Raw genomic sequence first — 24,163 nt, forward strand, 5'->3', positions numbered from 1 at the left:
ATAGCAACTTCCCAAATTGGGAACAAGTGAAAATTCCCAATCTGGGAAGAACCCGTGCGAGGCATCCTGACAGTTGTCAGGAAACGGGTGGCGAGGCCGGCTTCCGGCGGCTTCAATGCGGCCATGTTCATCACCCTGGCCAAGAATCTGAAATCCACCCCACTGCCGGTCACCGACAATCCGCGGTGGGCGCGCATTGTCGCGCGCGACAAGTCGGCGGACGGCGAGTTCTGGTATTCGGTGGCGACGACCGGCGTCTACTGCCGGCCCTCCTGCCCGTCGCGGCGCGCCAACCCCGCCAATGTCCAGCTGCACGACACGCTGGCTCAGGCGAAGGCGACCGGCTTTCGCGCCTGCCGGCGCTGTAACCCGGATGGTCCCTCGCTGGAGGCTGGCAATGCCGCGATGGTCGCCGACGCCTGCCGCAGGATCGAACAGAGCGAGGAAGAGCCATCGCTCGGCGAACTGGCTGATGCCGCCGGCCGCAGCGCCGGCTATTTCCACCGCGTCTTCAAGGCAATCACCGGGCTGACGCCGAAGGACTATGCTGCCGCACACCGCGCCGCCCGGGTCCGCCAGGGTCTCGAAGACGGCGCCAGCGTCACAGTGGCGATCTACGATGCCGGCTTCAACTCAAGCGGACGCTTCTACGAGAAATCCACCGGCATGCTCGGCATGACGCCGACGCGCTACCGTGCGGGCGGCGCCAATGAGGATATACGCTTCGCCGTCGGCCAGACCTCGCTCGGCGCCATACTGGTCGCGTCGAGCCGCAAGGGCGTCGCCTCGATCCTGCTCGGTGACGATCCGGACGCGCTGGTGCGCGACCTGCAGGACCGTTTCCCCAGGGCGCGGCTGATCGGCGGCGACCGCGACTACGAAGCGCTTGTCGCCCGCGTCGTCGGTTTCGTCGAGTCCCCACAGCTCGGCCTCGACCTGCCGCTCGACGTGCGCGGCACCGCATTCCAGCAGCGCGTCTGGCAGGCCTTGCAGGACATCCCGGTCGGCGGCACGGTGTCCTATGCCGAGATCGCCGAGCGCATCGGCTCACCCAGAGCAACCCGCGCCATCGCAGCCGCCTGCGCCGCCAATGCGCACGCGGTCGCCATTCCCTGCCACCGCGTGATCCGCAAGGACGGCGCGCTGTCCGGCTACGCCTGGGGCGCCGAGCGCAAGCACGCGCTGATTGAACGCGAGGCCGGCGGATCGGCGCGGGCCCACCGGTCCTCGCGGGCCTGACGAGGACCGGCGATGCGCACGATGGCAAGGTCATCCGCCGCCGGTGCGAACAGCCAGATCGCCAACGGTGCTGCCATCGACGCGAAGTCACAGGTCTTGGCCGCCATCGGCGAACTGGTCGATGCCGGCAAGGCCGAGTGGAGCCGTACTGCGAGTGGCGAGATCGAACTGCGGCTGTTGTCGGGTGAGGTTTTCCTGCTGGGTGAGGTGTCCGTCACGCGTGTCGCATGAACATCTTCAAAATCAGCTCTCGTAGGGTGCTTACCTTGGCATCGCTAGCCCCTCAAACCCTGAGATTTGAATTTGAAAGCAAGCATCGGAGTGAGGGACGCAAGGCACGCGGCTAGGGTTCAAGCACAAACACAGGAGCGAAGACAATGAACCCGATACAAACCCACATGCCGACGACAGCCCGCAACACCGCCACCCTCGACACCGTCGCCTACGCCGTCGGCCAATCGGCGATCGGCAAGATCCTGGCGGCGCGCAGCGCGATCGGGGTCTGCGCCATCCTGATCGGCTCCGACGCCGAGGCGCTGGAGCAGGACCTCGCCGACCGTTTCCCCGGCAAGGTGCTGGTCGAAGACGAGGCCGCCCTGCGCGGCGATCTCGCGGCGATTGCCCGCTTCATCGAAACGCCCGGCGCCGGCCTTGGCCTGCCGCTCGACATGCGCAACGGCACGCCGTTCCAGCAAAGAGTGTGGGAGGTGTTGCGCGCCATCCCCTGTGGCGCCACCATCACCTACACCGCGCTTGCCCGGCGCCTTGGCCGGCCGAACGGCGCGCGTGCCGTGGCGACCGCCTGTGCCGCCAACGCCATCGCGCTCGGCATTCCCTGCCACCGCGTTGTCCGTGCCGACGGCACGCTGTCGGGCTACCGCTGGGGCATCGAACGCAAGCGCGCTTTGCTCGATAAGGAGGCCGCGATATGAACGCCCACGCCAAGGTTGCCGCACCCGTTGTGGAAGCCGCCGAAACACGCGTCGCCACTTACGACTGGCCGGCGCTGGCCGCCGAACTCGACGGCTTCGGCTGCGCGGTGATGGAAAAGCTGCTCACGCCCGAAGAGTGCCGGCAGATCGCCGGCCTCTACATCAAGGAACAACATTTCCGCAGCCACATCCACATGGCCAGGCACGGTTTCGGTAAGGGCGAGTATCGCTACTTCCGCTATCCCTTGCCGGATCTGCTCGGCGGGTTGCGCAGCGCGCTCTATCCCAGGCTGGGCGAGGTCGCCAACCGCTGGAACGAGCGCATGGCGATCCCGCTGCGCTACCCCGCCACGCATGCCGATTTTCTCGACCAGTGCCACGCCGCCGGCCAGGTCAGGCCGACGCCGCTTCTGCTGCAATATGTCCCCGGCGACTTCAACTGCCTGCACCAGGACCTCTATGGCGACCTCGCCTTTCCCCTGCAGGTGGCGATCCTGCTCTCCGAGCCGGGCAAGGATTTCACCGGCGGCGAGTTCGCGCTGACCGAGCAGCGGCCGCGCATGCAGAGCCGGGTCGAGGTGGTGCCCTTGCGCCAGGGCGACGCCGTGGCCTTCGCCGTCCACAACCGGCCGGTGCAGGGAACGAAAGGCAACTACCGCGTCAACCTGCGCCACGGCGTCAGCCGCCTGCGCTCAGGCATGCGCCACACGGTCGGCATCATCTTCCACGACGCGAGGTGAAGTGCCGGCTCACGTCTCCCAATAGGGCGGATCGCCAAAGGCATCGCGTAGCCATGCGGTGAGCGCTCGCAGTTTGGCGGATCCGCGCCTGTCCTCGGGACAGGCGATATAGATGGTGGCCCCTTCAGGCTCGGCGCCGACATCGATGACCGTCAATCGCTTGTCGGCGATCTCGGTCCGGATGAAATAGGCGGGGAGCAGCGCCAGGCCGAGGCCGGCAAGCGCGGCGTCGCGCATCAAGATCCCATTGTTGACGCGCAACGCGGTTACCGGGCGGATCGTCACCAGCCGCCGCGAAATCTTGAACCGCCAATCGGCGGCACCGCGGATGGAATAGATGATGCCCTTGTGGCGTTTCAGGTCGTCGGTGGTCGCCGGCAATCCGAACCGCTCGACATAGTCCGGCGAGGCCACCAGGAAGCGACGGCTGGAAGCCAGCTTCTTGACGATGACAGGTCCGCCATCGACGACCGGCCCGTGACGCACAATGGCATCGTAGCCATCGGCCACCATGCTGACGAAACGATCGTCGACATCAAGCGTCAGTTCGATCCCCGGGTGCCTGGCCAGGAAGCCGTACAGCGCCGGGCCGAGATGGAGGATGCCGAAACTGGTCGGCGCGGATATCCTGAGCGGTCCGGCGAGTTCGCCGCGATCCTCGGCGATTTCGGCTTTCGCATCGGCCACCTCCTGCATGATGCGCTTGGCGCGCTCGTAAAAACCGCGCCCCGCTTCGGTGATGAAGAGTTTGCGGGTGGTGCGGTCCAGCAATCTCGTGCCAAGGCTGCGCTCGAGTTCCGACAGCCGCTCGCTGATGACAGATTTGGACAGGCCCATGCGCCTGGCCGCCTCGCTGATCGAGCCGGATTCCGTGACGGCGACAAACGCGGCGGCGGCTTCAAGCTTTAGCATTGTTCGGCTTTCCCGAATTCACAATCAGGCGACCGACGCCTAACGAAACCAAGGGCACGGTGCCATAGTTGAAAGGACCGCGATACACGCGGCGGTGACAAAATCTTGGGGTAATTCATGATGTTTCGTCCTTTGGTTATCGTGCTTGGTCTGCTGTCGCTCGCCGCGCCGGCCTCGGCGCGCGTGATCCCGTTTCCGACGGGCTTCAAGGCGCAGTCGATCGCGACCAACGGCACCAGCCTCTATGTGCGCGTCGGCGGCAAGGGTCCCGCCGTCATCCTGCTGCACGGCTTCGCCGACACCGGCGACATGTGGGCGCCGGTCGCGATAAAGCTGATGAAGGATCACATGGTGATCGTGCCGGACCTGCGCGGCATGGGCCTTTCGGCGCATCCGGACGGCGGCTACACCAAGAAGAACCAGGCGCTCGACATCGCCGGCGTGATGGACGCGCTGAAGATCGACAAGGCCGAGCTGGTGACGCACGACATCGGCAACATGGTCGGCTATGCACTGGCCGCGCAGTATCCCAAGCGCATCACCAAATGGGTTGTCATCGACGCGCCGCTGCCGGGCATAGGTGACTGGGACAAGATCAAGCAAAGCCCGCTGCTCTGGCACTTCAACTTCCGGGGCCCCGACATGGAGCGTCTGGTCGCGGGCCGCGAGCGCATCTACCTCGACCGCTTCTACAACGAACTGTCGGCCGACCCGAAGAAGATCGACGAGGCGACGCGCGTCCACTATGCAAAACTCTATGCACGGCCGCATGCCATGCATGACGCGTTCGAACAGTTCAAGGCATTCGACCAGGACGCCATCGACAACCAGGCGATGCTTGCCACCGGCGGCAAATTGCCCATGCCGGTGCTGGCGGCCGGCGCGGAGAAATCGGCGGGCACGACACAGGCCGACACCCTGCGTTTCGTCGCGTCGGACGTGACGGGGGCCATCGTGCCGGCATCCGGCCATTGGATCATGGAAGAAAACCCGGATGCCACGGTCAAGCTCATCACCGATTTCCTCTCCAGGTAACAACAGCAAGGCGATCGGCGCTGACGTGACCGAGCTTGCGACCAGCCACGTTCCCATGCTCTCCAAACCGCGCGAAGTCGCAGATGTCATTCTGGCGGCCGCGGACTCGGTGAAATAAGCGGGAAAGCCGATCCCAGCGACAGGGCACTGCCGACAAATCCATCAGCCGTCGGCAGCCACCATCTCCAGGATCCAGGGGCAGGCATAATAATCGGCAATGCGGTTGATGATGCCTCCGTCGGCATGGATGCGCACGAAATATGCTGGCCGCCAGACCTCGCCATGCAGCCTGTCGACGACCAGCACGGCCTCCCCTTCGATCGTGTCCGGCCGCATGCGCCAGGGCTCGCCGCGGTCGTACTCGACGAAATAGGGCGAGTCGGAGAGCAGGCCATTGTAGCAGTCCGAAACCCGCAGCCGGGCGTCGGCGCTGGTCAGCGCCCGCACCCCGTCCCAGTCCCTGGCATTGAAGAGCTCGACATAGCGGCCGAGCAGCCGCTCCAGTTCAGGGTCGTGCGCGGGTGCCGCGACCGGTTGCGCCGGCAAGGCGGCGAGCTTGGCCCGGCCGCGATTGAGCGCCGACTTGACGCCGCCCGATGTCGAGCCGACCAGGCCGGCGATCTCCTCAAGCGAATGGTCGAAGACATCCTTGAGCAGCACGCAGGCGCGCTCCTTCGGCGGCAGGTGCACAACCAGCCTTTCGATGGCGCGGCCGGCGCCCGGGCCGGCGGGCTCGACAGGCAGCACGATCTCATCGCTGGCATAGCCTGCTTCGGCCTTGAGCCGCGTGCGGCGGGTGCGGATGAAGTCGATGCACCTGTTATGGGCGATGCGGAACAGCCACGGCCGCAGCGCCTGTGTATCGTCGAGCAGCCCGATCTTGCGATAGGCCTCGAACAGCGCCTCCTGCATGATGTCCTCTCCGTCGAGGGCCGAGCCGGTCATGCGCGCGCAATAGCGGTGGAGACGGACGCGCAAATGCGAGACCGTCTCCAGGAACGCCCTGTAGCGCATGTCGAAAAGGCCTTCGGGATCGAGGCGCGGCTCGATGCGCCTCATCTCAGGGGAATTGCGGATCTGCTGGTTCATCGCGGCGCGTCGCTCAGCCTTGCCGCAGCATCGCGCAAGCGCCGCGCATCCACAAGCACCAAGTGCGACCCGAGCCCATGCCTACGCCGCCCTGCCGGCAACCTTGTCGCTGACGGCGTTATCACCGGCATCCGGCAGCCCAAGCCTCGGCCGCACCCAGGCGGCCAAGCGGCCGATCGCGTCATCGGCTTCCGGCGCCCGGCCGGCCATCATCTGGAAGGAGTGCAGCATGTCGTCGAAGATGTCGAGGCGCGTCTCGACGCCAGCCTGCCGCGCGCGCTCGGCGAACATGCGGCTTTCGTCGACCAGCGTCTCATCGGCGCCGGCCTGCAGGAAGACTGGCGGAAAGCCACTCAAATCGGCATAGAGCGGGCTGACCTCCGGATCCAGCCGATCGTAGTCGCCGATGAAGCTGGTCACCAGCCAGTCGACGCCGCCCTTGGCGAAGAAAGGATCCTTTTCGCGGTTGGTTTCATAGCTGGCAGCGGTCAGCGCCATGTCGAACCAGCCGGAGATGATCAGCGTGGCGGCGGGCAGCGGACGCTCCTGCGCCCGCAGCCGCTGCAGCACGCCATAGGTCAGCACCGCGCCGCAGGAATCTGCGGCAAGCGCGATCCGCCTGGTGTCGAAGTCCTGGTCGATGAGCCAGTCCCAGGCTGCCATCGCCGCCTCGAGCTGGGCCGGATACTTGGCCTGGCTGGCCAGCGGATAGCCATACAGCAAGGCCCGGCAGCCGACGGCCTTGGCCAGATGACCGACCAGCTTGCGGTGGGTGTAGATCGAGCCGCCGAGGAAGCCGCCGCCATGCGCATAAAACAGCACGCGCCGCTCGTCGGCGCCCTTCGGCACGACCCATAGCCCAGGCACGCCGCCGGCATCCACCTCGATATAGTCGACGCCGCCGGGTTCGCCGGTCAGCGCCGTCCAACTGCTATCGTTGAACTCAACGAACGCCTGCGGGCTCAGTTTGCCGGCATTGGCGCCGATCGCCGCGTAGTGGTTCCTGTTTGCCTCGCTCTCGATGCTCGCCATGATGCTCTCCTGGTTATGGATCGCGGACCGCGCGACCTTTCGAGAAGCAAAGACGGACGGGCTGACAAAAAGGATACGTCGCCGCGGACGATTTTTCCGCCCCGGCTAACCCTCGCCCCGAAACATCGCGGCGTGGCGTTGGGCGAATTCAACGAATGGCGTCGGCCGCACGCCGAACATGTCGTGCGTCGCCAGATGCACCCGCGATTTCGGCCGGCGCAACCGCTCGGCCAGTTGTTCGTCCAGCGCGTCGGCGAAGCCGGCTGGAACGCCGCTGGCCAGCAGGTTGCGCCGCCGCTCTGCCGGGCTGACATCGACATAGCGAACCGGCTTGCCGATCGCCTTGGATATAAGCGCCGCGATATCGCTCATCGTCAGCGCCTGCGGCCCGGTCATATCGAGGCTCTCGCCTGCATGGCCGCCATCGCGCAGCAGCCGGAAAGCCACCTTGGCGATATCCTCGACATCGACCGGCGACAGTTCGGTCTCGCCGAGCGCGAGATAGAAGGCGCCCTCGGCGGCAATGGTCGGCGCGTCGCGCAGGTAGACCTGCATGAACTGGCTGGGGCGCAGATGCGTCCATGCCATGCCGGCCGCTTCCAGATAGCGTTCGACCTCCTCATGCATGCGGGTGAAGCGGAACTTCGTCGCGTCGTAGCCGATGTTGGATTCGGCGCCGGAGAACTTCACCACATGCGCGACGCCGGCCTGCCTGCAGGCATCGACGAAGCGGCACTGCGTTTCCGTCATGTCGTCGGCGGCGGTCGAAATCATCAGCACGCGATCGATGCCGTCGAGTGCCGCGCCAAGCGTGTCCGCCTGGCGCATGTCGCCCGTGACCAGTTCGACGCCGGCAAGTCCGCCGAGCCCTGCCACCGACGCCCGGTCGGGATCGCGCACCAGCGCCCTCACCTCATGCTTGTGCCGCGCGAACTCGCGCATGACCGCCTTGCCGTTCAGCCCCGTGGCGCCCGTCACCAGGATCATCGTCATCTCCGTCTGGGATTGAGGCGGCCGCCACGCCGGCGACCGCACCTTGAAGACGAAGAGACGAGGGCAAAGGATTCTGCCCAAACAGTTTTTTGACAGGAACCTTCGCCGTGCCCCTCACTGCGCCGGGGCGTAGCGGTTCACCACCATGCCGCAGGCATAGGCTTTCGAGCCGAGAAGCCGGAGGTTTCGGAAACCGCCCTGGTCGAAGATGCGGCGGCCGGCGCCCAGCACGGCCGGATTGACGAACAGCTGGAACTCGTCGACCAGCCCGGCCGCAATCAGCGACGAGGCGAAGCCGGCGCCGCCGAAGACGATGATGTCGCCGCCCTCGCCCGCCTTCAGCGCGTTGACCTCACGAGGCAGGTCACCGCTCACCACCGTGCTGCGCTCCCATCGCGAGGTTTTCAGCCTGTCGCTCGGCACCACCTTCCGGACCTCCACGATGCGCTGGGCGAAGGCGTAGAACGGATCGGCCGGAAATTTCTTCGCCGCATTGCCCCAATGGGTCAGATACCCCTCCTCGGCCATCTTGCGGCTGAGCAGGATGGTGTCGATGCCGGCGAAGACGGCGTTGAAGTCCTGCTTCAGCTCCTCGTCCCAGCCGATGTCGTGGCCCCATTCCCAGAGCTGCCAGCGATGGTCGTCATTGGCGCCGACAAAACCGTCGACCGACATCTGCATCTGCAAGATGAGCTTCTTCATCGTCGTCTCCTCGTTTGCTCAGCTCAAGGGGATTGCTTTACTTTTGGAACCATTGACGCAGGTCAAAAATGATGTCAATAGTAAAGTGATTTAAAAATGGAACCATAGACATGTCGACGCGCGAAAGATCCGGCTGCCCGATCAGCCTGTCGCTGGAACTGCTCGGCGACCGCTGGACGCTGCTCATCATCCGCGATCTGGTCTTCGCCGGGAAAAAGCATTTTCGCGAGTTCCTGCAGTCGGATGAAGGCATCTCCTCGCGCACGCTGGCGGAGCGGCTGCAGACCCTGCAGGACGAAGGCATCCTCACCCGCAGCGACGATCCGAGCCACGGGCTGAAGGCGATCTACCGGCTGACAGAAGCCGGCATCGACCTGTTGCCGGTGCTGGCCACGCTCGGCGCCTGGGGCAGCAAGCACCGCAAGGCCGACGACCATCTGGCGCAGGTCGCCGATGAACTGACGGCCGGCGGCGAACCGGCGCTGGAACGGATGAAGGCGGCGCTGCGGGCCGAACATCTGGCGAAAACATGATCGCCGAAGCTCCTGAAGGATGGCCCGCCGGGGCGTTGCGCAACCGCACGGCGATATCGGATCGTCAGCGATCATCGTACTGATCGTGAAGGCGGACCCAATCGCCCAGCGTATGCGACGGCCCGTTTTCATTGCGGCCGATGGGAGTGAGGTCGAGATAGCTATAGGTCCCGATCAGGTTCTCGCCGCCCCGGCCCCGCACCTGGAAAGTGCAATAGATCTGGCCATCGTCATCCCTGTAGAAAACGGTCGTGCCACCGCGATCCCTGCCTGTCATCGCGACCTCTTCGAAATTGAACAGCACCTGGCCCGAGCTGATCTGGTCCTCGGTGAACGATACCTGGAAGTCGAAATTGAAATCGCTGCCGAATGACGAAACCCAATCGAACTGCCAATTCATCCGCGCCTTGAAATCCATGAGCTCGGCCAGAGGCGCGCGCGCGCAGACGACCAGGGAGACGTCGTGATGCCTGAGATGCTGGTTGGCGGCGTCGATGTGGTCGCAAAGGAACGAACAACCGGTGCAGCGATAGTCCGCGTTGGGCGGAAACATGAAGTGATAGATGATCAACTGGCTGCGGCCCTCGAAAAGATCGGCTAGCGATTTCCTTCCCTGGGTCGTATCGAACGCGTAGGGCTTGTCGATGCGCAGCCACGGCAGCGCGCGCCGCTCCGCCGCGAGTTGTTGACGCTGGCGCGTCAACGCCTTCTCTTTTACGAGATGCGATTTATGCGCTTCAAACCAGTCCGAGTAAGGCGCGATGATGTGGTCGGTCATGTCGTGCTCCTTCCGCACTCTGGCATATGCTGACAGCCTCGTTGCCCGTCTTGAAGACGTCGTTGAAAAGCGCGATCCGACAATGGCTGCACAATTTTCGCGACAAGAGCACAGGTGATCCAGCCCGACGCGGACACGCCGCTTGACAAATGTACATGTTATGTTCTCTATTCGTTCCTATCCATCAGCAACCATGGATATGCAGCCGGATGGAAACGACAGCCACCATCCTGCATGCCGATCTCGACGCCTTCTATGCCTCGGTCGAGCAGCTGCTTGACCCGTCGCTGCGCGGCAAGCCGATCGCGGTCGGCGGCGGCGTGGTGCTCGCCGCATCCTATGAAGCCCGGGCCTTCGGCGTGCGCGGCGGCATGCCGGGGCGCAAGGCGCGCGAGCTTTGCCCGCAGCTGATCTTCGTCGGCGGCAATTTCAGCCACTACCAGCGGCTGGGCGACGCGGCGATAAAAGTGCTCGACGATTTCACGCCGGTGGTCGAGCGCATTTCCATCGACGAGGCCTTCGCCGATGTCGCCGGCTGCACGCATCTGTTCGGGCAACCGCGGGACATCGCCACGGCGATCCGCCATCGCGTGCGGGCCGAACTCGGCCTGCCGATCTCGATCGGCGTGGCGCGCACCAAGCATCTGGCCAAGATCGCCTCGCAGGTCGCTAAGCCCGACGGGCTTGTGGTGGTCGATCCCGGCACGGAGCTCGACTTCCTGCACGATCTGCCGGTCTCCTTGATGTGGGGCGTCGGTCCGGCGACCAAATCGCGGCTGGCCGAGATCGGCATCCAAACCATCGGCGAGCTGGCCAGGACGCATAGCGGAGCGCTGACACGGCTGCTCGGTCCCGCCGCCGGCGAAAAGCTTGCCGCTCTCGCATGGAACCGCGACCCGAGGAAACTGGAGACCAGGCGCCGGGCGCACTCGGCCGGCGCGCAATCGGCGCTTGGCCAGAAGCCGGCCGTGGCGCGGGTGATCGTGCCCACCTTGCTGCATCTGGCCGATCGCGTCGCCAGCCGGCTGCGCGCCAAGGCGCGGCCCGGCCGCACGGTGACGGTGCGCGTGCGCTTTGCCGATCTCAGCGCCGTCACGCGCTCGATCACGCTCGACCAGCCGATCTCGGCGACCACCATGCTGGCCGAGATCGCCGGCGACCTGGTGCGCGGCGTGCTCGCCGACCATCCACGCGAAAAGACCATCTCGCTGCTGGCGATCTCGGTCTCGCATCTGGAGGAGAGCGCGGAGCTGCAGCTCGACCTGCCGCTCGGCCTCGCCGACGAGAAGCGCCGCCCGGGCAGCAAAAAAGGCCTCGCCCGCTTCGGCGCCGACCGCGCCATCGACAAGATCCGCGAACGTTTCGGCAAACAGGCCGTCGGCTACGGCACGGTGGCGCTGGAAGCGGCGCGCTCGGTGCCCGACGAATTCAGGGAACTGGCGGAAAAGGAGCTGTAGACGGAGGAGGCGCCCAGGGATTCAGGCCATGAAATCCATGACGGAGTTCTCCAAAAATCCCCGGTCAATCCACCATCGAGCACACCTCGTTGAAGAGTCGCCCGGCACCCTCACCCTTCCAATCTGATTCCGCAAACCAGATAGTAGCAGTCAACATAGCGGGTGCGTTCAGGAGTGCCGCGTTCCGGCATTGCCCTGTTATCGTCGTGATAACTCTGAATGAGGCGCGAGCATTGCGCCACTTTGACCGCCCTCGCGTTCGGAAACAAAGTTTCGACCACGGTTCCACCCATCCCGAGAGAAACGGCCGCGAGGAGAAGACACCCGAGACTGGCGGCAAGGAAAAGAGATACGTTGCGCATTGTTCTCAACGGATACGGTCGGGTGGAATTCTTGACAACGAAGAACCTGTATCGTGCTTAATATGTGTATGGTGGCGCTCTCATTCTATCAATCTGTCAGTAAAGCGGCGGTAAATTACTTCGCCGCCTGCTGAATAGTCGGGCTAAATCCAAGCGGGCTTTGTCGCCAGACTGCTTGCCAAATCCCGCCATGCCGCCCATACAGCGGGACGGGCGGATCGCCCATCCCGAGAGGCCCGCGCCTCTCCCATCCTGCCGGGAATACTGTCCGATGTCAGCGACGCCATGCCTTTGGTCGAAGCCGTGACGGCCTCCTCCCCCTCCCTTGCCGACCTTGGATGGTCGGAGTTTTTCGGCGATCAGCTTGAAGCGAGCGATGCAAACCTCATCCCGACCCGCATTGCCATGGTGCACAGAGACCGGCTGAGCGGCCTGTCCCAGACGGGACAAACCGACCTGTCCCTGGCGCCGCAGGCCACCACCGGCGACTACGCCGTCGGCGACTGGGTGCTGGTCGAGCCGCATAGTCACCTCGTGCAGCGTCGCCTGACCCGCAAGACGGTTCTGGAACGCCGCGTCCAGGGCGGCAGGGGACCACAGCTGGCTGCGGCCAATGTCGACACGCTGTTCATCGTCACGTCCTGCAATGCCGACTTCAACATCGCCCGGCTCGAACGCTATCTGGCGCTGGCCAACGAGGCCGGAACGACGCCTGTGATCCTGTTGACCAAGGCCGATACGGCCGAGGACGCCGAGGCGTACCGGAAGCAAGCTGCCGCGCTGCAGCGCGAATTGGCGGTGGTGACGCTGAACCCGCGCATACCGGGCGCCGCGAGCGCACTCGCCGCCTGGTGCGGCGCGGGGCAGACGGTGGCGCTGATCGGCTCCTCCGGCGTCGGCAAGTCGACACTGGTCAACACGCTGGCCGGATCGGCGCAGCAGTCGCCGCAGCAGACCGGGGCCATCCGCGAACACGACGCCAAGGGGCGCCACACCACCACGGCGCGGTCCCTGCACGCCATTGCCGGTGGCGGCTGGGTGATCGACACGCCGGGCATGCGCACGCTGCAGGTCAGCGATGTCGGCTACGGCATCGATACGCTGTTCGCCGAAATCACCGAGCTGGCACCGCTGTGCAAATTCCGCGACTGCACGCATGTGCATGAACCGGGCTGCGCGGTGCAGGCTGCCTTGAAGGCCGGCACGCTCGATCCGGAGCGCCTTGCCCGCTGGCGCAAACTGTCCGATGAAAACCAGCACAACACGCCGGTGCAGAGCGGGCCGCGAGGAGCCAAGTCACCCGCCGGCCGCGGCAAAAGGCGCTGAACGGCTGCCCTACTGCCTACTGCCCTCACAGCCGCGCCGTGCCGAAAACCCGGTCCCAGAACAGCGACGTCACACCGAAATTGGCGCTGTCGTCGATATGATGGTGCACCGCGTGGCGGCGCTTGAGCGTGTAGAGATAGCTGGGATGGGCGGGATGCCAGTGGTGGATCATGTGGTGGACGCTGATGTACCAGAGATAACCCAGCATCAGCCCGCAGCCGACCGCGCTGGCGGTCGCGAAATCCGAGAGCACCCAGACGGGCAGCGCGATCAACGCATGCACGCCGAGGCTGAGCCAGGTCGGCGTGCCCACCGGACTGCGCTCGTCGACGTGATGACGGTCGTGCAGGTCCCTGATGTAGGGAACATGATGCAGGACGAAGCGGTGCAGGACGTATTCGATCAACGTCCACAGGCCGAGACAGATCAGCACCGTGCCGATCCAGTCCGGCGCGCTCTCTTCCCCGGCCTCGATCAGCCCGGCCACGCCCAAGAGAGCGATCGCCAGCGGATAGACCACGAAATCGCTGTAGTAGCCGATCAGACCGAGTTGCATTCCGGACGCCCCACCTGATTTCGACGCCGCCCCAGAATCGATGCCATCAGACTGCCGAACTCGCGGATGAGGTGCAATGCAGATGCATCTGACATAGCGTCGCAATTTCCCGACATGATCGACTCAAGAAGCGGCAGATCTTGTACCGGCGCCGCAAACGGACATGCAAAAATGGCAAAACGCAGTGCGGGCCTGTTGATTTATCGTCGAGGCGATGGGGATATCAGGGTGCTTTTGGTTCATCCCGGCGGCCCGTTCTGGGCAAGGAAGGATGAAGGCGCCTGGTCGATCCCGAAAGGCCTCGTCGGCGAGGGCGAGGACGAACTGACGGCAGCGCAACGCGAGACCGGGGAAGAGCTTGGCATCACGGTCGACGGCCCCTTCGCACGCCTTGGCGACTACAAGCAACCGGGCGGCAAGGTCGTGATCGCCTGGTCCGTGGAGGCCAGCACCGAGATCGATGTCGCCGCCATCAAGAGCAACACCTTCACCATGGAATGGCCGCCGCGATCCGGCTCGATGAAAGAGTTTCCGGAGGTCGACAGGGCCGGCTGGTTCAGCCTGCCCGAGGCCGAGGTAAAAATTCTGCAGGGCCAGCGCCCGATGCTGTCGGATCTGGCGAAGCGGCTGGGGATCGGGTGATTGCCGGCAGCAAACTGCCAATCTCCCCCTCGTGGGGGAGATTGGGGGAGATCGGCTGTCACCCTGCAAACCGCGCCGCCGTCCATGCGCCGCCCGCCGCGTTCGATGCCACCGCTGCGGCGACAAACTTCACGCCGCGCGCGCCGTCGACAACATCCGGCACCTGTGCCGCGCGCGCGGCATCGACCACGCCACCGGAGCGATGCGCGCGGATGATGTCGGCGGCGTCGCGGTAGAAATTGGCGAAGGCCTCGATATAGCCTTCCGGATGCGCCGCCGGCATGCGCGAGACGCGCCGGCTTTCTTCGGTCGAACCATGGCCGCCGCGCACCAGCGTGCGGGTTTCCTCGCCATAGACGGAAAAACGCAGTTCCTCCGGCCGCCCGCCCGACCATTCGAGGCCGGCTTTGTCGCCATAGATGCGCACGGACAGATCATAGTAGTGGCCGGGCGAGGTCTGGCTGGCCAGGATCGTGCCGCGCGCTCCATCCGTCCAGCGCACCATGACATGCGCATTGTCGTCGAGCCGGCGCCCAGGCACCGCGGTGAACAGGTCCGCCGACACCGCCTCGGCCTCGCAACTCGAAATATAGCTCGCCAGATTGAAGGCATGCACGCCGATATCGGCCAGCACCGCCGACTGCCCGGCCCTGGCCGGGTCGGTGCGCCACTCCGCCTGCTTCTGGCCTTCCGCGTCGATCGGCCTGGTCAGCCAGTCCTGGATATAGGCGCCATGCACCGAGACGATGCGCCCGAGTTCACCTGCCATCACCATTTCGCGCGCCTGCCGGACCATGGCGTAGCCGGTGTTGTTGAGCGTCACGACGAAGCGGCGTTTTTTGGCGCGCGCCAGCGTCACCAGCGCTTCGGCGTCGCGGAGCGTGGTCGACAGCGGCTTGTCGCAGATCACGTCGATGCCCGCCTCGAGGAAGGCGGTGGCGATCGGCGCGTGCAGATGGTTGGGCGTGACGATGACGACCGCCTCGATGCCATCGGGCCGCGCGGCTTCGGCCAGCGCCATTGCATGATAATCGGCATAGCTGCGCTCCGGCGCGATGCCGATCTCGGCGGCCGAGGCAGCGGCATTCTCCGGGTCGGATGACAGCGCACCGGCCACCAGCACGATCTGGTCGTCGAGGCGCATGGCCAGCCGATGCACGGCGCCGATGAAGGCATTGCGGCCGCCGCCGACCATGCCGACCCTCAGGCGCTTGCCCGCCGACCCATCCGATGTTGCGTAGACCATGCTTTCTCCTCCACCTATCACTTCGTCATCCTGGGGCGAAGCAAGGAGCGCAGCGACGCGGCGCAGACCCCAGGATCCATGCCGTGACTTCAAGGCGTTGCGGCGGTGCAGAATCTTCTCTTCCGCAGCGTTCTTCGGCAACCGTCACGGCATGGATCCTAGGGTCTCCGCAACGGAGCTTCGCTCCTGCTTCGCCCTAGGATGACGACGGTGAGGACCTACCACTTTCGAACACAATTTCCAATTTCCGTATTGTAATACGATTGTGCCACGCTAGCCTGAGATCATGAGTGGGGCAGGCAAATCTTCGGGACGATCTCTTGCCGACGAGGCGGCGACGCGCAAGCGCGGGCGCTCTCTTGCCGCGTTGGGCTATACCCAGCCGCAGACCTATGAGGAATTGCGCGCCGTGCTCTCCTCCGGCACCGTGCATTTTCCCAAGCGGCTGCGCCAGGTGGCGATCTTCATGTGGCAGCATCCCAGCGATGTCGCGCTCGGCACCATCGCGCAGGTGGCCGCGCAGGCGGGCGTGCAGCCCTCGACGCTGGTGCGCTTTGCCCAGATCTTCGGCTATTCCGGCTTTTCCGATTTCCAGGGCCTGTTCAAGGAGCATGTCAAGGGTTCATGGCCGGAAGGGCGCGGCGAGCCGCGCACCGAGGTCGAACCCAATGCCGCCATGCATTTCCTGCACGGCATGGTCGGCGCCTCGCAGGCCTCGCTTGGCCGCATCGAGACCGGCTTCGACGTCGAGAGCTTCGAAAAGATGGTGACGCTGCTGGCGGCCGCCGAACTGATCTATGTCATCGGCTCCAAGCGCGCCTTTCCGGTCACCGCGTATTTGTCGCTGACGCTGTCCCAGCAAGGCGTGCGCAACGTGCTGGTCGACAATGTCGGCTCCTCGGCGCTCGACCAGGTCGGCTGCATCGGCAGCCGGGATGCGGTGCTGGCCGTCTCCTTCAGCCCCTACAATTCGATCACGCCCGACCTGGTCGCGGTGGCGCATGAGCGCAAGGCCCGCATCGTCACCATCACCGACAGCACGTTCAGCCCGCTGATCGCTTTGTCGGACAGCTGGCTGGAAGTGGTGGAATCCGACTTCGCCGGCTTCCGCTCGCTGGCGGCATCGCTGGCGGTGGGCATGGCGCTGGTCCAAGGCGTCGCGGCAAAACGCGGCGCATGAGGCGCTGCTGGCACAATTGACTATCGGGAATTGCCGTTCCATATTTTAAAAAATAGAAACTTTGTTCCGGGAGGAGGAATGGAGCTTCATCTCCAAGGCAAGGTCGTGCTGGTCACCGGCGCGACGCAAGGCATCGGCCGCGCCATTGCCGAGGCGCTCGCGCGGGCCGGCGCCGGCGGGCTGCTGATCACCGGACGCGACCGCAAACGCGGCGACGCCGTGGCGGCGGAATTGTCGGCCATCGGCACGCCGACTATCTTCGTCGCCGCCGACCTTGGAGACACGCAGACCCCAGCCTTGCTGGCGCAGGCCTGCATTGAGCGCTTCGGCCGCATCGACGGCCTCGTCAACGCCGCCGGCCTGACCGACCGCGCCTCCTTCCTCGATGCCGGCCTCGACGACTGGGCCGCGCTGTTCGCCGTCAATGCGCGCGCGCCGTTCTTCCTGATGCAGGCGGCGATTGCCGACATGAGGAAGCGCGGGGAGCCCGGCGCGATTGTCAACATCCTGTCGATCAACGCCCATTGCGGCTCCCCCGAACTCGCCGTCTATTCCGCCACCAAGGGTGCGCTGGCGACGCTGACCAAGAACGCCGCCAACGCCCACCGTTTCGACCGCATCCGCGTCAACGGCATCAATGTCGGCTGGACCGACACGCCGGCCGAACGCGTGATGCAGTCTAAGACATTGGGTCACGGCCCGGGCTGGCTCGACGCCGCCAATGCCGCGCAGCCTTTCGGCAGATTGCTCAAGCCGGACGACATCGCCAACCTGTCCGTCTTCCTGCTTTCCGACGCGGCCGGGCCGATGACCGGCGCTGTGATCGACCAGGAGCAGTCGGTGATCGGGGCGAACCGGTGAACGCGGCTTCGACAGCGCCGGAAACACTCGGTCCAGCCTTGCTGGACCAGCTTCCGGCCGCTGTCCGGACGCCTGGATATGACCGGACAACCCTTGCGCCAGGCATGGCGCATCTCGGCGTCGGCGCGTTCCACCGCTGCCATCAAGCCGAATACACCGATGATTTGCTGGCGCGCCAGTTCGACCGCTGGGGCGTTGTCGGCATCAACATCCGTCCGCCCACCCTTGCCGACACGCTCGGCCGGCAGAGCGGGCTCTACACAAGGCTGATCCGCGAAAACAGCCATATCGAGGCCCGCATCATCGGCAGCATCGTGAAGGTGGTGGACAGCCAGGCAAGTGCCGGGCCGGCACTCACGGTGCTGTCCTCACGCGATATCGAACTGGTGACGATGACGGTGACGGAGAAAGGCTATTGCCACATCCCGTCGAGCGGCGCGCTCGATCTCGGCCATCCCGACATTGTCCATGATCTCGCCAACCCTCATGCGCCGCGCAGCGTGCCCGGCATCCTCGCGCGGGCGCTGGAACTGCGCCGGGCCACGCATGGCCGGCCATTGACGCTGCTCTCCTGCGACAACATCCCGGCCAACGGCGTCATCCTGGAAACTGTCGTGCGGAGCTTTGCCGAGCGGCGCGGCAATGGCTTGGCCGAATGGATCGCCGCCAATGCCGCCTTCCCGTCGGCCATGGTCGACCGCATCGCGCCGGCGGTGACGCAGCACGATCTGGACAGCGTCGAGCAATGGTTCGGCTACCGCGACGCCGCCGTCGCCGTCGGCGAGCCGTTCCGGCAATGGGTGATCGAGCAGAAATTCGCCGGCCGCGTGCCGCGCTGGGACCTGGTCGGCGCGACCTTTGTCGACGATGTCACGCCGTTCGAGCATCTCAAGATGCGGGTGCTGAACGGCACCCAGACGACGCTCGCCACGCTCGGCGTGCTGGCCGGGCTGGAGCATACATCGGATGCCATCGCCGACCCGCTGCTATCGGCCTTCACCAGGCGCATGCTGGTCGAGGAAACGCTGCCGACGCTGATGCCGGTGCCCGGCATGGACCCATCGGCCTATGTCGAGCAGAGCCTCGGCCGGCTTAAGAACACGGCGATCCGCCACCGCAACCACCAGATCGCCACCGACGGCTCGCAGAAGATCGTGCAGCGCCTGCTCAACCCGATCCGCGACCGCTTGCGGCTGGGCCAGACCATCGGCCTGCTGTCGGTGCCGGTCGCCGGCTGGATGGCCTATCTCATCCAGGCCTCGGACCGCTTCGGCAAACGCTGGCCGGTCTCCGATCCCTATGCGGGCAAAGTCGCCGAGATCGCCGACGCAACCGGGCGCGATGCGCCGGCTTTGGCCTCGGCCATCCTTGCCATCGACACGATCTTCGACCCCGGCCTTGCCGCGAACGCTGCGTTTCGCGCGGCCGTGACTTCGGCGCTGGGCGAGCTGCTTTCGGACGATCCGATGGCGGCTGTCCGGCACGGTCTCGAACAAGATGAGGTCGCAAGGTTGAAACGATCCAAACAATAGGCATTATGAAGGCTGGGAGGCACTATGAAACTTGGACTGCTCACCGCACCCTTCGCGGAGACGCCGCTTGCCGATGTCGCCGCCTGGGCCAGCTCTGCCGGCTTCGAGGCGCTGGAAATCGCCTGCTGGCCGAAAACCTCCGGCGCGACCCGCCGCTATGCCGGCACCAGCCATATCGATGCCGCTTCCACCTCTCCCGCGCAGGCGAAAGAAATCACCGCCTCGCTCGCGGAAAAGCACCTGACCATCTCCGGCCTCGGCTACTATCCCAACCCGCTGCACCCCGATGCCGCGCACCGCGAGGCGGTCATCGGCCACCTGAAGAAGGTGATTGAGCTCGCCGCCAATATGGGCGTGCCCGTGGTCAACACCTTCTGCGGCGGCGATGCCTCGAAAACCGTCGACGTCAACTGGCAGGACGCGCTGAAAGTCTGGCCCGAAATCGTCGCTTTTGCGCGCGGCCACGGCATCAAGCTTGCCTTCGAGAACTGCCCGATGATCTTCAGCTATGACGAATGGCCGGGCGGGCACAACATCGCCTATTCGCCGCAGGTCTGGCGCCGCATCCTGGAGACCTGGGGCGGCGACATCGGCATGAATTTCGACCCCTCGCATCTGGTCTGGCAGATGATCGACCAGGCCCGCTTCATCAGGGAGTTCGGCCCCTACATGCTGCATGTCCACGCCAAGGATTTGATGATTGATCATGATGGTTTGTACGAGCGCGGAATCCTCTCGGCCGGGATAGGCTGGCAGGTGCCGCGCATGCCGGGGCTGGGCGATGTCGACTGGAGCGGCTTCTTCTCCGGCCTCTACCGCGCCGGCTATGACGGATCGGTCATCATCGAACACGAGGACAGGCGGTTTGAAGGCAGCGACGAGCAGGTGAAGCGCGGCTTTCTGCTCGCCCGCGACGTTCTGCGGCCCTACGTCAAGTGAAAAGCATGTCGCCCAAAAGTGTCTCGCGGTTTTGGGGCAACGACATGCCTAGGGAAAAGCATGTCCGCAACGACATGCGGAGGACGACGAGTTGAGCCGCCTGACTCTCTTTCTGAACGGCATGCCTCAACGACTTGGAACTGAAACTGAAAAACAATGTGGAGGAAGACTGAAATGAAGAAAATCCTGACCATGGTCCCGCTGCTGGCGGGTGCTGCCTTGCTGGCCTCGGTGGGCGTCTCGTCGGCCGCCGGCAAATACACGATCGGCATTTCCAATACCGTCCAGGGCAATGGCTGGCGCGAGGAGATGGTGTGCGCCATGAAGGCGCAGGCGCTGGCCTCCGGCGAAGTGGCAAAGCTCAACATCGCCCACCGCAACACCGACGCCGCCGGCCAGTTGGAAGACATCCGCAACCTGATCAGCGCCAAGGTCGACGCCATCGTCGTCAACCCGGCCGATCCGGCCGGCATCAAGGCGGGCCTGGAAGAAGCCACCAAGGCCGGCATCGTCGTCGTCGCCGTCGACCAGGCGGTCACCGAGCCGTCGGCCTACATCATCTCCAACAACCAGGAGGAATATGCCTATCTCGGCGCCAAATGGCTGTTCCAGCAGATGGGCGGCAAGGGCGAGGTGTTTTACATGCGCGGCGCCGCCGGTGCTTCTGCCGACAGCGATCGCGACAAAGGCTTCAAGAAGGCGCTGGCCGAATTTCCCGACGTGAAAGTGGCGCAGGAAGTCTTCACCGGCTGGCAGCAGGACCAGGCCAAGCAGCAGATCCTCTCCTTCCTGTCGACGGGAACGCCGATCAACGGCATCTGGACGTCTGGCATCGACAACGTCATCGTCGACGCGCTGGTGGAATCGCAGGCGCCGCTGGTGCCGATCGTCGGTGCCGACAATGCCGGCTTCGTCGGCCAGCTGAGCTCGGTCAAGGGCCTCGTCGGTGCCGCCGTCACCAACCCCGGCTCGATCGGCGGCGCGGGCGTCACGCTCGCCCTGCAGATCCTCGACGGCAAGAAGCCGGCGCAGCAGACCGTGCTGGTGCAGCCGCAGCTCTGGGAAAACGCCACCGAGGAGGGCAAGGCCAAGCTGAAGGCCGCCGCCGACCCCTCGCTCAGCCCCGAATGGCCGGTCTCGATCTCGATCCCGGACTGGACGACGTACACGAAGGACCAGATCGTCGCCTGCAAGGGGCCGGGCGAGTAAGCTGGGTTTTGATTGTGTAGCGAGGACGGCGAACTGCCGTCCTCGTTCCTCAGCTTAGCGCTCTACGGCGCCCCCCTCTGTCCTGCCGGACATCTCCCCCACAGGTGGGGAGATTGGCTGTGATCTCGGCTTTCGCCAATTTTCAACGTTGCAAGACGAGGGCGGACGCCGGAACTGCCGATCTCCCCCCTCGTGGGGGAGATGTCCGGCAGGACAGAGGGGGGCGCCGTAGAGTGCCAGCAAGAGAATTTCTGATGCGGATAGCGATTTGACCACCAGCCCCCTCCTCGACGCCTCCGGTGTCGCCAAGAATTACGGCGCGGTTGCCGCGCTTCGCAACGCGTCGCTCTCCGTCCTGCCGGGCGAAGTGCATGCGCTGATGGGCGCCAATGGCGCCGGCAAGTCGACGCTGGTGAAGATCCTGACCGGGGCGATATCAGCCAATGCCGGGCGCATCCTGATCCGGGGCGAGGCGCGCGACATACGCTCGCCCGCCGCCGCACGCCGCGCTGGCCTGCTGCCGGTCTACCAGGAGCCGTCGCTGATCCCCGATCTCGACGTGCTGTCCAATCTGCGGCTGACCGGCACGCCGGTCGAGCCGTTCCGCGCCTGGGTGCGCGAGCTCGGCATTGCCGACCTCGACCTGCGCGACACCGCGCGCGACATTCCGCTCGCCGTGTTGCGCGTGCTCGACCTCGCCCGCGCTCTGGCCGTCGAGCCCGACGTGCTGCTGCTCGACGAGATGACGGCGGCGCTTCCCGCCAACCTCGCCGAAAAGGTGCTGGAAGTGGTGCGCCGCCAGGGCGATTCGGGGCGCGCCGTGATCTTCATCTCGCACCGCTTCGTCGAGATCTCGGCGCTTTGCGACCGCGCCACCGTGCTGCGCGACGGCGAGACCGTCGGCGTCGTCGACATCGTGCCCGGCGTCGAGGAAAAGATCGTCGAGCTGATGCTCGGCACACGCATCGTGAAAACCCATGTCGCGGCGCGCAGCGCCGCCGAGAAGGCGGTATCAGCCCCTCCCCGGCCGCGGCTTTCCGTGCACAATCTGCGGGTCGGCGCCAAGCTCAACGACGTCTCCTTCGATCTCAGGGATGGCGAGGTCGCCGGCGTCGTGGCGCTCGAAGGCCAGGGTCAGGATGAATTGTTCGCAGCCCTTGCCGGCTCGATCCGGCCCTCGGGCGGCACGATCGAGGTCGATGGCAGCCCAGTGAAGTTTTCGCACCCGATCGACGCCATCAGAGCCGGGATCGCTTATGTGCCGGGCGACCGGTCCGAGGCGCTCGCCATGCAGCGCTCGGTGCGTGAAAACATCGCGCTGCCCTTTAGTGCGGCGCTGCGCAACTGGGGACCGATCCCCATGCGCCGCGAGCGCGCCAAGGTGCTGAGCGCCATCGAGCGCCTGCAGATCGACACACGCGCGCAAGGCGAGGTGCAGCGCCTGTCCGGCGGCAACCAGCAGAAGGTGACCATCGCCCGCTGGATCGCGGCGGATGCCCGCACCATCCTGTGCTTCGACCCGACGCGCGGCATCGATGTCGGCACCAAGCAGGAGATCTATAAATTGCTGCGCGAGCTCGCCGGCCACGGCAAGTCGGTGCTGTTCTACACCTCGGAACTGGAAGAGGTGCAGCGCGTCTGCGACCGCGTCATCGTCATCTTCGGCGGCCGCCTGGTCGATATTTTTCCGGTCGAGGAGGCCGACGAGCCGGCGCTGATGCGCGCCGCCTACGGCCTGCCGCGCGGCGCCAAGGCCGATATCGGCATATTGGCCGATCCCCAGTCCCCGTCTTCGGGGACGAAGCCATGAGCCATTTCCTGCGCCGCCAGGGCTGGGTCATTGGCCTGTTCGCCCTGCTCATCGTGCTGTTCATCGCCACCAGGATCATCCAGCCCGGCTATGGCAGCGGCGATTTCGGCTCGCTGGCGCGGGCCGTGCTGCCCTATGCCTTCGCCGTCGCGGCGCAGACGGTGGTGGTCATCGCCGGCGGCATCGACCTGTCGGTCGCCGCCATGATGGCGCTGACCAGCGTCACCGCCGCCTCGATGATGGCGGGTGCCTCGGAAGAATACGCGCTGTTCGTCGTGCCCTTCGTGCTCGCCATGGGTCTTGTCCTCGGCGCGCTCAACGGCCTGTTGATCGTCGTCACCCGCGTGCCCGACATCGTCGTCACGCTCGCCATGCTGTTCGTGCTGCAGGGGGCGGCCTTGCTGGTGCTCGACGCGCCGGGCGGCGCCGCCGCCGAATGGCTGAAGGCGCTGATCTCGGGCACCGTGCCGATATCAGGCCTGCCCGACGCCATCGACGCCTGGGTCCCGAAGGCGCTGCTGGTGCTCATCGTCTGCCTCTGCGTCATCTGGATACCGCTCAGGCGCTCGCGCCTCGGCCTGTCCATCTACGCCATCGGTTCGAGCGAACTGGCGGCGTTCCGCTCAGGCGTGCCGGTCAAGCGCACCCGCATCATCGCCTATGCGCTGTCGGGCCTGTTCGCCGCCTTTGGCGGCCTGGCGCTGACCATGAGCACCGGCATCGGCGCCCCCATCCCCGGCCCTTATCTCCTGGCCAGCGTCGCCGCCGTGGTTCTGGGCGGCGTGGCGCTCGGCGGCGGCAAGGGCGGCCTGCTCGGCCCCATCGTCGCCGTCTTCGTGCTGCGCCTGGTGCGCACGGACCTCACCCTGCTCGCCATCGACCCCAACGTCACCGCCATCATCGAAGGCGCCATCATGGTGGCGGTCGTGATGTTCGGCGCGTTCATCACCATGCGGGGGCGGCAGTGATGGGTGGGCATGAGATGAAGCGCTGCGCCCTACGACGCCCCCCTCTGTCCTGCCGGACATCTCCCCCACGAGGGGGGAGATCGGCTGTTA

The 24,163-nt window shown here is 65.3% G+C and carries 24 protein-coding genes; 16 read left to right on the forward strand and 8 right to left on the reverse strand.

The genetic code is table 11. The features are described 5' to 3' along the window. Nucleotides 1-123: 123 nt before the first annotated feature. The 4 genes from ada to MAFF_RS08520 all read left to right on the forward strand — a co-directional run bounded on the left by ada (nt 124) and on the right by MAFF_RS08520 (nt 2,911). Nucleotides 124-1,239 carry a bifunctional DNA-binding transcriptional regulator/O6-methylguanine-DNA methyltransferase Ada gene (ada, locus tag MAFF_RS08505; protein ID WP_010910480.1) on the forward strand — a complete coding sequence of 372 codons (1,116 nt, stop codon included), beginning with the start codon at nt 124-126 and terminating at the stop codon, nt 1,237-1,239. 21 nt (nt 1,240-1,260) lie between these two features. After that, on the forward strand, nt 1,261-1,470 hold the full coding sequence (locus tag MAFF_RS08510; RefSeq protein WP_244420744.1) for a hypothetical protein: 210 nt from the start codon (nt 1,261-1,263) through the stop codon (nt 1,468-1,470). Nucleotides 1,471-1,616: 146 nt separating this feature from the next. Continuing rightward, nucleotides 1,617-2,171 carry a methylated-DNA--[protein]-cysteine S-methyltransferase gene (locus tag MAFF_RS08515; protein ID WP_010910482.1) on the forward strand — a complete coding sequence of 185 codons (555 nt, stop codon included), beginning with the start codon at nt 1,617-1,619 and terminating at the stop codon, nt 2,169-2,171. Then, on the forward strand, nt 2,168-2,911 hold the full coding sequence (locus MAFF_RS08520) for a 2OG-Fe(II) oxygenase (protein ID WP_010910483.1): 744 nt from the start codon (nt 2,168-2,170) through the stop codon (nt 2,909-2,911). Before MAFF_RS08515 ends, MAFF_RS08520 begins: the two co-directional genes overlap by 4 nt. A 9-nt stretch (nt 2,912-2,920) precedes the next feature. On the opposite strand, the gene MAFF_RS08525 is transcribed toward MAFF_RS08520, so the two are convergent. Further along, nucleotides 2,921-3,823, reverse strand: a complete 903-nt coding sequence (locus MAFF_RS08525; RefSeq protein ID WP_010910484.1) for a LysR family transcriptional regulator — start codon at nt 3,821-3,823, stop codon at nt 2,921-2,923. A gap of 120 nt (nt 3,824-3,943) precedes the next feature. Here MAFF_RS08525 and MAFF_RS08530 point away from each other — a divergent pair, with 120 nt between their 5' ends. Beyond that, on the forward strand, nt 3,944-4,858 hold the full coding sequence (locus MAFF_RS08530) for an alpha/beta fold hydrolase (RefSeq protein WP_044550663.1): 915 nt from the start codon (nt 3,944-3,946) through the stop codon (nt 4,856-4,858). A gap of 162 nt (nt 4,859-5,020) precedes the next feature. Here the strand turns inward: MAFF_RS08530 and MAFF_RS08535 are convergent, their stop codons facing one another. The 4 genes from MAFF_RS08535 to MAFF_RS08550 all read right to left on the reverse strand — a co-directional run bounded on the left by MAFF_RS08535 (nt 5,021) and on the right by MAFF_RS08550 (nt 8,674). Further along, complete coding sequence (locus MAFF_RS08535) at nt 5,021-5,947, reverse strand: sigma-70 family RNA polymerase sigma factor (protein WP_044548139.1); 927 nt, start codon at nt 5,945-5,947, stop codon at nt 5,021-5,023. Between the two features lie 81 nt (nt 5,948-6,028). Then, nucleotides 6,029-6,979, reverse strand: a complete 951-nt coding sequence (locus MAFF_RS08540; RefSeq protein WP_010910487.1) for an alpha/beta hydrolase — start codon at nt 6,977-6,979, stop codon at nt 6,029-6,031. Between the two features lie 105 nt (nt 6,980-7,084). Then, a complete protein-coding gene (locus MAFF_RS08545) occupies nt 7,085-7,966 on the reverse strand; it encodes an SDR family oxidoreductase (RefSeq protein ID WP_010910488.1) in 882 nt (293 codons plus the stop codon). Between the two features lie 120 nt (nt 7,967-8,086). Next, nucleotides 8,087-8,674, reverse strand: a complete 588-nt coding sequence (locus MAFF_RS08550) for a dihydrofolate reductase family protein (RefSeq protein WP_010910489.1) — start codon at nt 8,672-8,674, stop codon at nt 8,087-8,089. 110 nt (nt 8,675-8,784) lie between these two features. Between MAFF_RS08550 and MAFF_RS08555 the strand changes: the two genes are divergently transcribed. Continuing rightward, nucleotides 8,785-9,207 (forward strand): winged helix-turn-helix transcriptional regulator, encoded by a 423-nt coding sequence (locus MAFF_RS08555; RefSeq protein WP_010910490.1) that lies wholly within the window; start codon nt 8,785-8,787, stop codon nt 9,205-9,207. Between the two features lie 64 nt (nt 9,208-9,271). Here the strand turns inward: MAFF_RS08555 and MAFF_RS08560 are convergent, their stop codons facing one another. Then, entirely contained in the window at nt 9,272-9,985 is a 714-nt protein-coding gene (locus tag MAFF_RS08560; protein ID WP_010910491.1) for a DUF899 domain-containing protein, read from the reverse strand. A gap of 209 nt (nt 9,986-10,194) precedes the next feature. Between MAFF_RS08560 and dinB the strand changes: the two genes are divergently transcribed. After that, nucleotides 10,195-11,442, forward strand: a complete 1,248-nt coding sequence (dinB, locus tag MAFF_RS08565; protein WP_010910492.1) for a DNA polymerase IV — start codon at nt 10,195-10,197, stop codon at nt 11,440-11,442. 647 nt (nt 11,443-12,089) lie between these two features. Then, entirely contained in the window at nt 12,090-13,130 is a 1,041-nt protein-coding gene (gene rsgA, locus MAFF_RS08575; RefSeq protein WP_010910493.1) for a ribosome small subunit-dependent GTPase A, read from the forward strand. Between the two features lie 25 nt (nt 13,131-13,155). Here rsgA and MAFF_RS08580 read toward each other — a convergent pair whose 3' ends face one another. Further along, nucleotides 13,156-13,686, reverse strand: coding sequence for a sterol desaturase family protein (locus MAFF_RS08580; protein ID WP_032930973.1), 531 nt, complete (start codon nt 13,684-13,686; stop codon nt 13,156-13,158). Nucleotides 13,687-13,857: 171 nt separating this feature from the next. Here MAFF_RS08580 and MAFF_RS08585 point away from each other — a divergent pair, with 171 nt between their 5' ends. Beyond that, a complete protein-coding gene (locus tag MAFF_RS08585) occupies nt 13,858-14,328 on the forward strand; it encodes an NUDIX domain-containing protein (protein ID WP_010910495.1) in 471 nt (156 codons plus the stop codon). A gap of 58 nt (nt 14,329-14,386) precedes the next feature. Here the strand turns inward: MAFF_RS08585 and MAFF_RS08590 are convergent, their stop codons facing one another. Continuing rightward, nucleotides 14,387-15,574, reverse strand: coding sequence for a Gfo/Idh/MocA family protein (locus tag MAFF_RS08590; RefSeq protein ID WP_010910496.1), 1,188 nt, complete (start codon nt 15,572-15,574; stop codon nt 14,387-14,389). A 286-nt stretch (nt 15,575-15,860) separates the two neighbouring features. On the opposite strand from MAFF_RS08590, the gene MAFF_RS08595 reads away from it, so the two are divergent. From MAFF_RS08595 to MAFF_RS08625, 7 genes are all read left to right on the forward strand, one after another. Then, nucleotides 15,861-16,754 (forward strand): MurR/RpiR family transcriptional regulator, encoded by an 894-nt coding sequence (locus tag MAFF_RS08595; protein ID WP_010910497.1) that lies wholly within the window; start codon nt 15,861-15,863, stop codon nt 16,752-16,754. 78 nt (nt 16,755-16,832) lie between these two features. Further along, the gene (locus MAFF_RS08600; RefSeq protein WP_010910498.1) at nt 16,833-17,615 is read left to right on the forward strand and encodes an SDR family oxidoreductase; all 783 of its coding nucleotides are present in this window, start codon (nt 16,833-16,835) and stop codon (nt 17,613-17,615) included. Continuing rightward, on the forward strand, nt 17,612-19,147 hold the full coding sequence (locus MAFF_RS08605; RefSeq protein WP_044548141.1) for a mannitol dehydrogenase family protein: 1,536 nt from the start codon (nt 17,612-17,614) through the stop codon (nt 19,145-19,147). The genes MAFF_RS08600 and MAFF_RS08605 overlap by 4 nt, the downstream gene beginning before the upstream one ends. A gap of 24 nt (nt 19,148-19,171) precedes the next feature. After that, nucleotides 19,172-20,086 (forward strand): sugar phosphate isomerase/epimerase family protein, encoded by a 915-nt coding sequence (locus MAFF_RS08610; RefSeq protein WP_010910500.1) that lies wholly within the window; start codon nt 19,172-19,174, stop codon nt 20,084-20,086. Between the two features lie 174 nt (nt 20,087-20,260). Continuing rightward, the gene (locus tag MAFF_RS08615) at nt 20,261-21,295 is read left to right on the forward strand and encodes an ABC transporter substrate-binding protein (RefSeq protein WP_044548142.1); all 1,035 of its coding nucleotides are present in this window, start codon (nt 20,261-20,263) and stop codon (nt 21,293-21,295) included. Between the two features lie 268 nt (nt 21,296-21,563). Continuing rightward, nucleotides 21,564-23,105: a sugar ABC transporter ATP-binding protein gene (locus MAFF_RS08620; protein ID WP_010910502.1), complete on the forward strand. Its 1,542-nt coding sequence runs from the start codon at nt 21,564-21,566 to the stop codon at nt 23,103-23,105. Next, nucleotides 23,102-24,073: an ABC transporter permease gene (locus MAFF_RS08625; RefSeq protein WP_010910503.1), complete on the forward strand. Its 972-nt coding sequence runs from the start codon at nt 23,102-23,104 to the stop codon at nt 24,071-24,073. The genes MAFF_RS08620 and MAFF_RS08625 overlap by 4 nt, the downstream gene beginning before the upstream one ends. Nucleotides 24,074-24,163: the final 90 nt, after the last annotated feature.

This window comes from Mesorhizobium japonicum MAFF 303099, assembly GCF_000009625.1.
GTDB lineage: Bacteria > Pseudomonadota > Alphaproteobacteria > Rhizobiales > Rhizobiaceae > Mesorhizobium > Mesorhizobium japonicum.

What these genes read in the sequence shown, in the direction of transcription:
- ada (WP_010910480.1), top strand. Translation starts at nt 124, where the DNA reads ATGTTCATCACCCTGGCCAAGAATCTGAAATCCACCCCACTGCCGGTC.
- MAFF_RS08510 (WP_244420744.1), top strand. Translation starts at nt 1,261, where the DNA reads ATGGCAAGGTCATCCGCCGCCGGTGCGAACAGCCAGATCGCCAACGGT.
- MAFF_RS08515 (WP_010910482.1), top strand. Translation starts at nt 1,617, where the DNA reads ATGAACCCGATACAAACCCACATGCCGACGACAGCCCGCAACACCGCC.
- MAFF_RS08520 (WP_010910483.1), top strand. Translation starts at nt 2,168, where the DNA reads ATGAACGCCCACGCCAAGGTTGCCGCACCCGTTGTGGAAGCCGCCGAA.
- MAFF_RS08525 (WP_010910484.1), bottom strand. Translation starts at nt 3,823, where the DNA reads ATGCTAAAGCTTGAAGCCGCCGCCGCGTTTGTCGCCGTCACGGAATCC.
- MAFF_RS08530 (WP_044550663.1), top strand. Translation starts at nt 3,944, where the DNA reads ATGTTTCGTCCTTTGGTTATCGTGCTTGGTCTGCTGTCGCTCGCCGCG.
- MAFF_RS08535 (WP_044548139.1), bottom strand. Translation starts at nt 5,947, where the DNA reads ATGAACCAGCAGATCCGCAATTCCCCTGAGATGAGGCGCATCGAGCCG.
- MAFF_RS08540 (WP_010910487.1), bottom strand. Translation starts at nt 6,979, where the DNA reads ATGGCGAGCATCGAGAGCGAGGCAAACAGGAACCACTACGCGGCGATC.
- MAFF_RS08545 (WP_010910488.1), bottom strand. Translation starts at nt 7,966, where the DNA reads ATGATCCTGGTGACGGGCGCCACGGGGCTGAACGGCAAGGCGGTCATG.
- MAFF_RS08550 (WP_010910489.1), bottom strand. Translation starts at nt 8,674, where the DNA reads ATGAAGAAGCTCATCTTGCAGATGCAGATGTCGGTCGACGGTTTTGTC.
- MAFF_RS08555 (WP_010910490.1), top strand. Translation starts at nt 8,785, where the DNA reads ATGTCGACGCGCGAAAGATCCGGCTGCCCGATCAGCCTGTCGCTGGAA.
- MAFF_RS08560 (WP_010910491.1), bottom strand. Translation starts at nt 9,985, where the DNA reads ATGACCGACCACATCATCGCGCCTTACTCGGACTGGTTTGAAGCGCAT.
- dinB (WP_010910492.1), top strand. Translation starts at nt 10,195, where the DNA reads ATGGAAACGACAGCCACCATCCTGCATGCCGATCTCGACGCCTTCTAT.
- rsgA (WP_010910493.1), top strand. Translation starts at nt 12,090, where the DNA reads ATGCCTTTGGTCGAAGCCGTGACGGCCTCCTCCCCCTCCCTTGCCGAC.
- MAFF_RS08580 (WP_032930973.1), bottom strand. Translation starts at nt 13,686, where the DNA reads ATGCAACTCGGTCTGATCGGCTACTACAGCGATTTCGTGGTCTATCCG.
- MAFF_RS08585 (WP_010910495.1), top strand. Translation starts at nt 13,858, where the DNA reads ATGGCAAAACGCAGTGCGGGCCTGTTGATTTATCGTCGAGGCGATGGG.
- MAFF_RS08590 (WP_010910496.1), bottom strand. Translation starts at nt 15,574, where the DNA reads ATGGTCTACGCAACATCGGATGGGTCGGCGGGCAAGCGCCTGAGGGTC.
- MAFF_RS08595 (WP_010910497.1), top strand. Translation starts at nt 15,861, where the DNA reads ATGAGTGGGGCAGGCAAATCTTCGGGACGATCTCTTGCCGACGAGGCG.
- MAFF_RS08600 (WP_010910498.1), top strand. Translation starts at nt 16,833, where the DNA reads ATGGAGCTTCATCTCCAAGGCAAGGTCGTGCTGGTCACCGGCGCGACG.
- MAFF_RS08610 (WP_010910500.1), top strand. Translation starts at nt 19,172, where the DNA reads ATGAAACTTGGACTGCTCACCGCACCCTTCGCGGAGACGCCGCTTGCC.
- MAFF_RS08615 (WP_044548142.1), top strand. Translation starts at nt 20,261, where the DNA reads ATGAAGAAAATCCTGACCATGGTCCCGCTGCTGGCGGGTGCTGCCTTG.
- MAFF_RS08625 (WP_010910503.1), top strand. Translation starts at nt 23,102, where the DNA reads ATGAGCCATTTCCTGCGCCGCCAGGGCTGGGTCATTGGCCTGTTCGCC.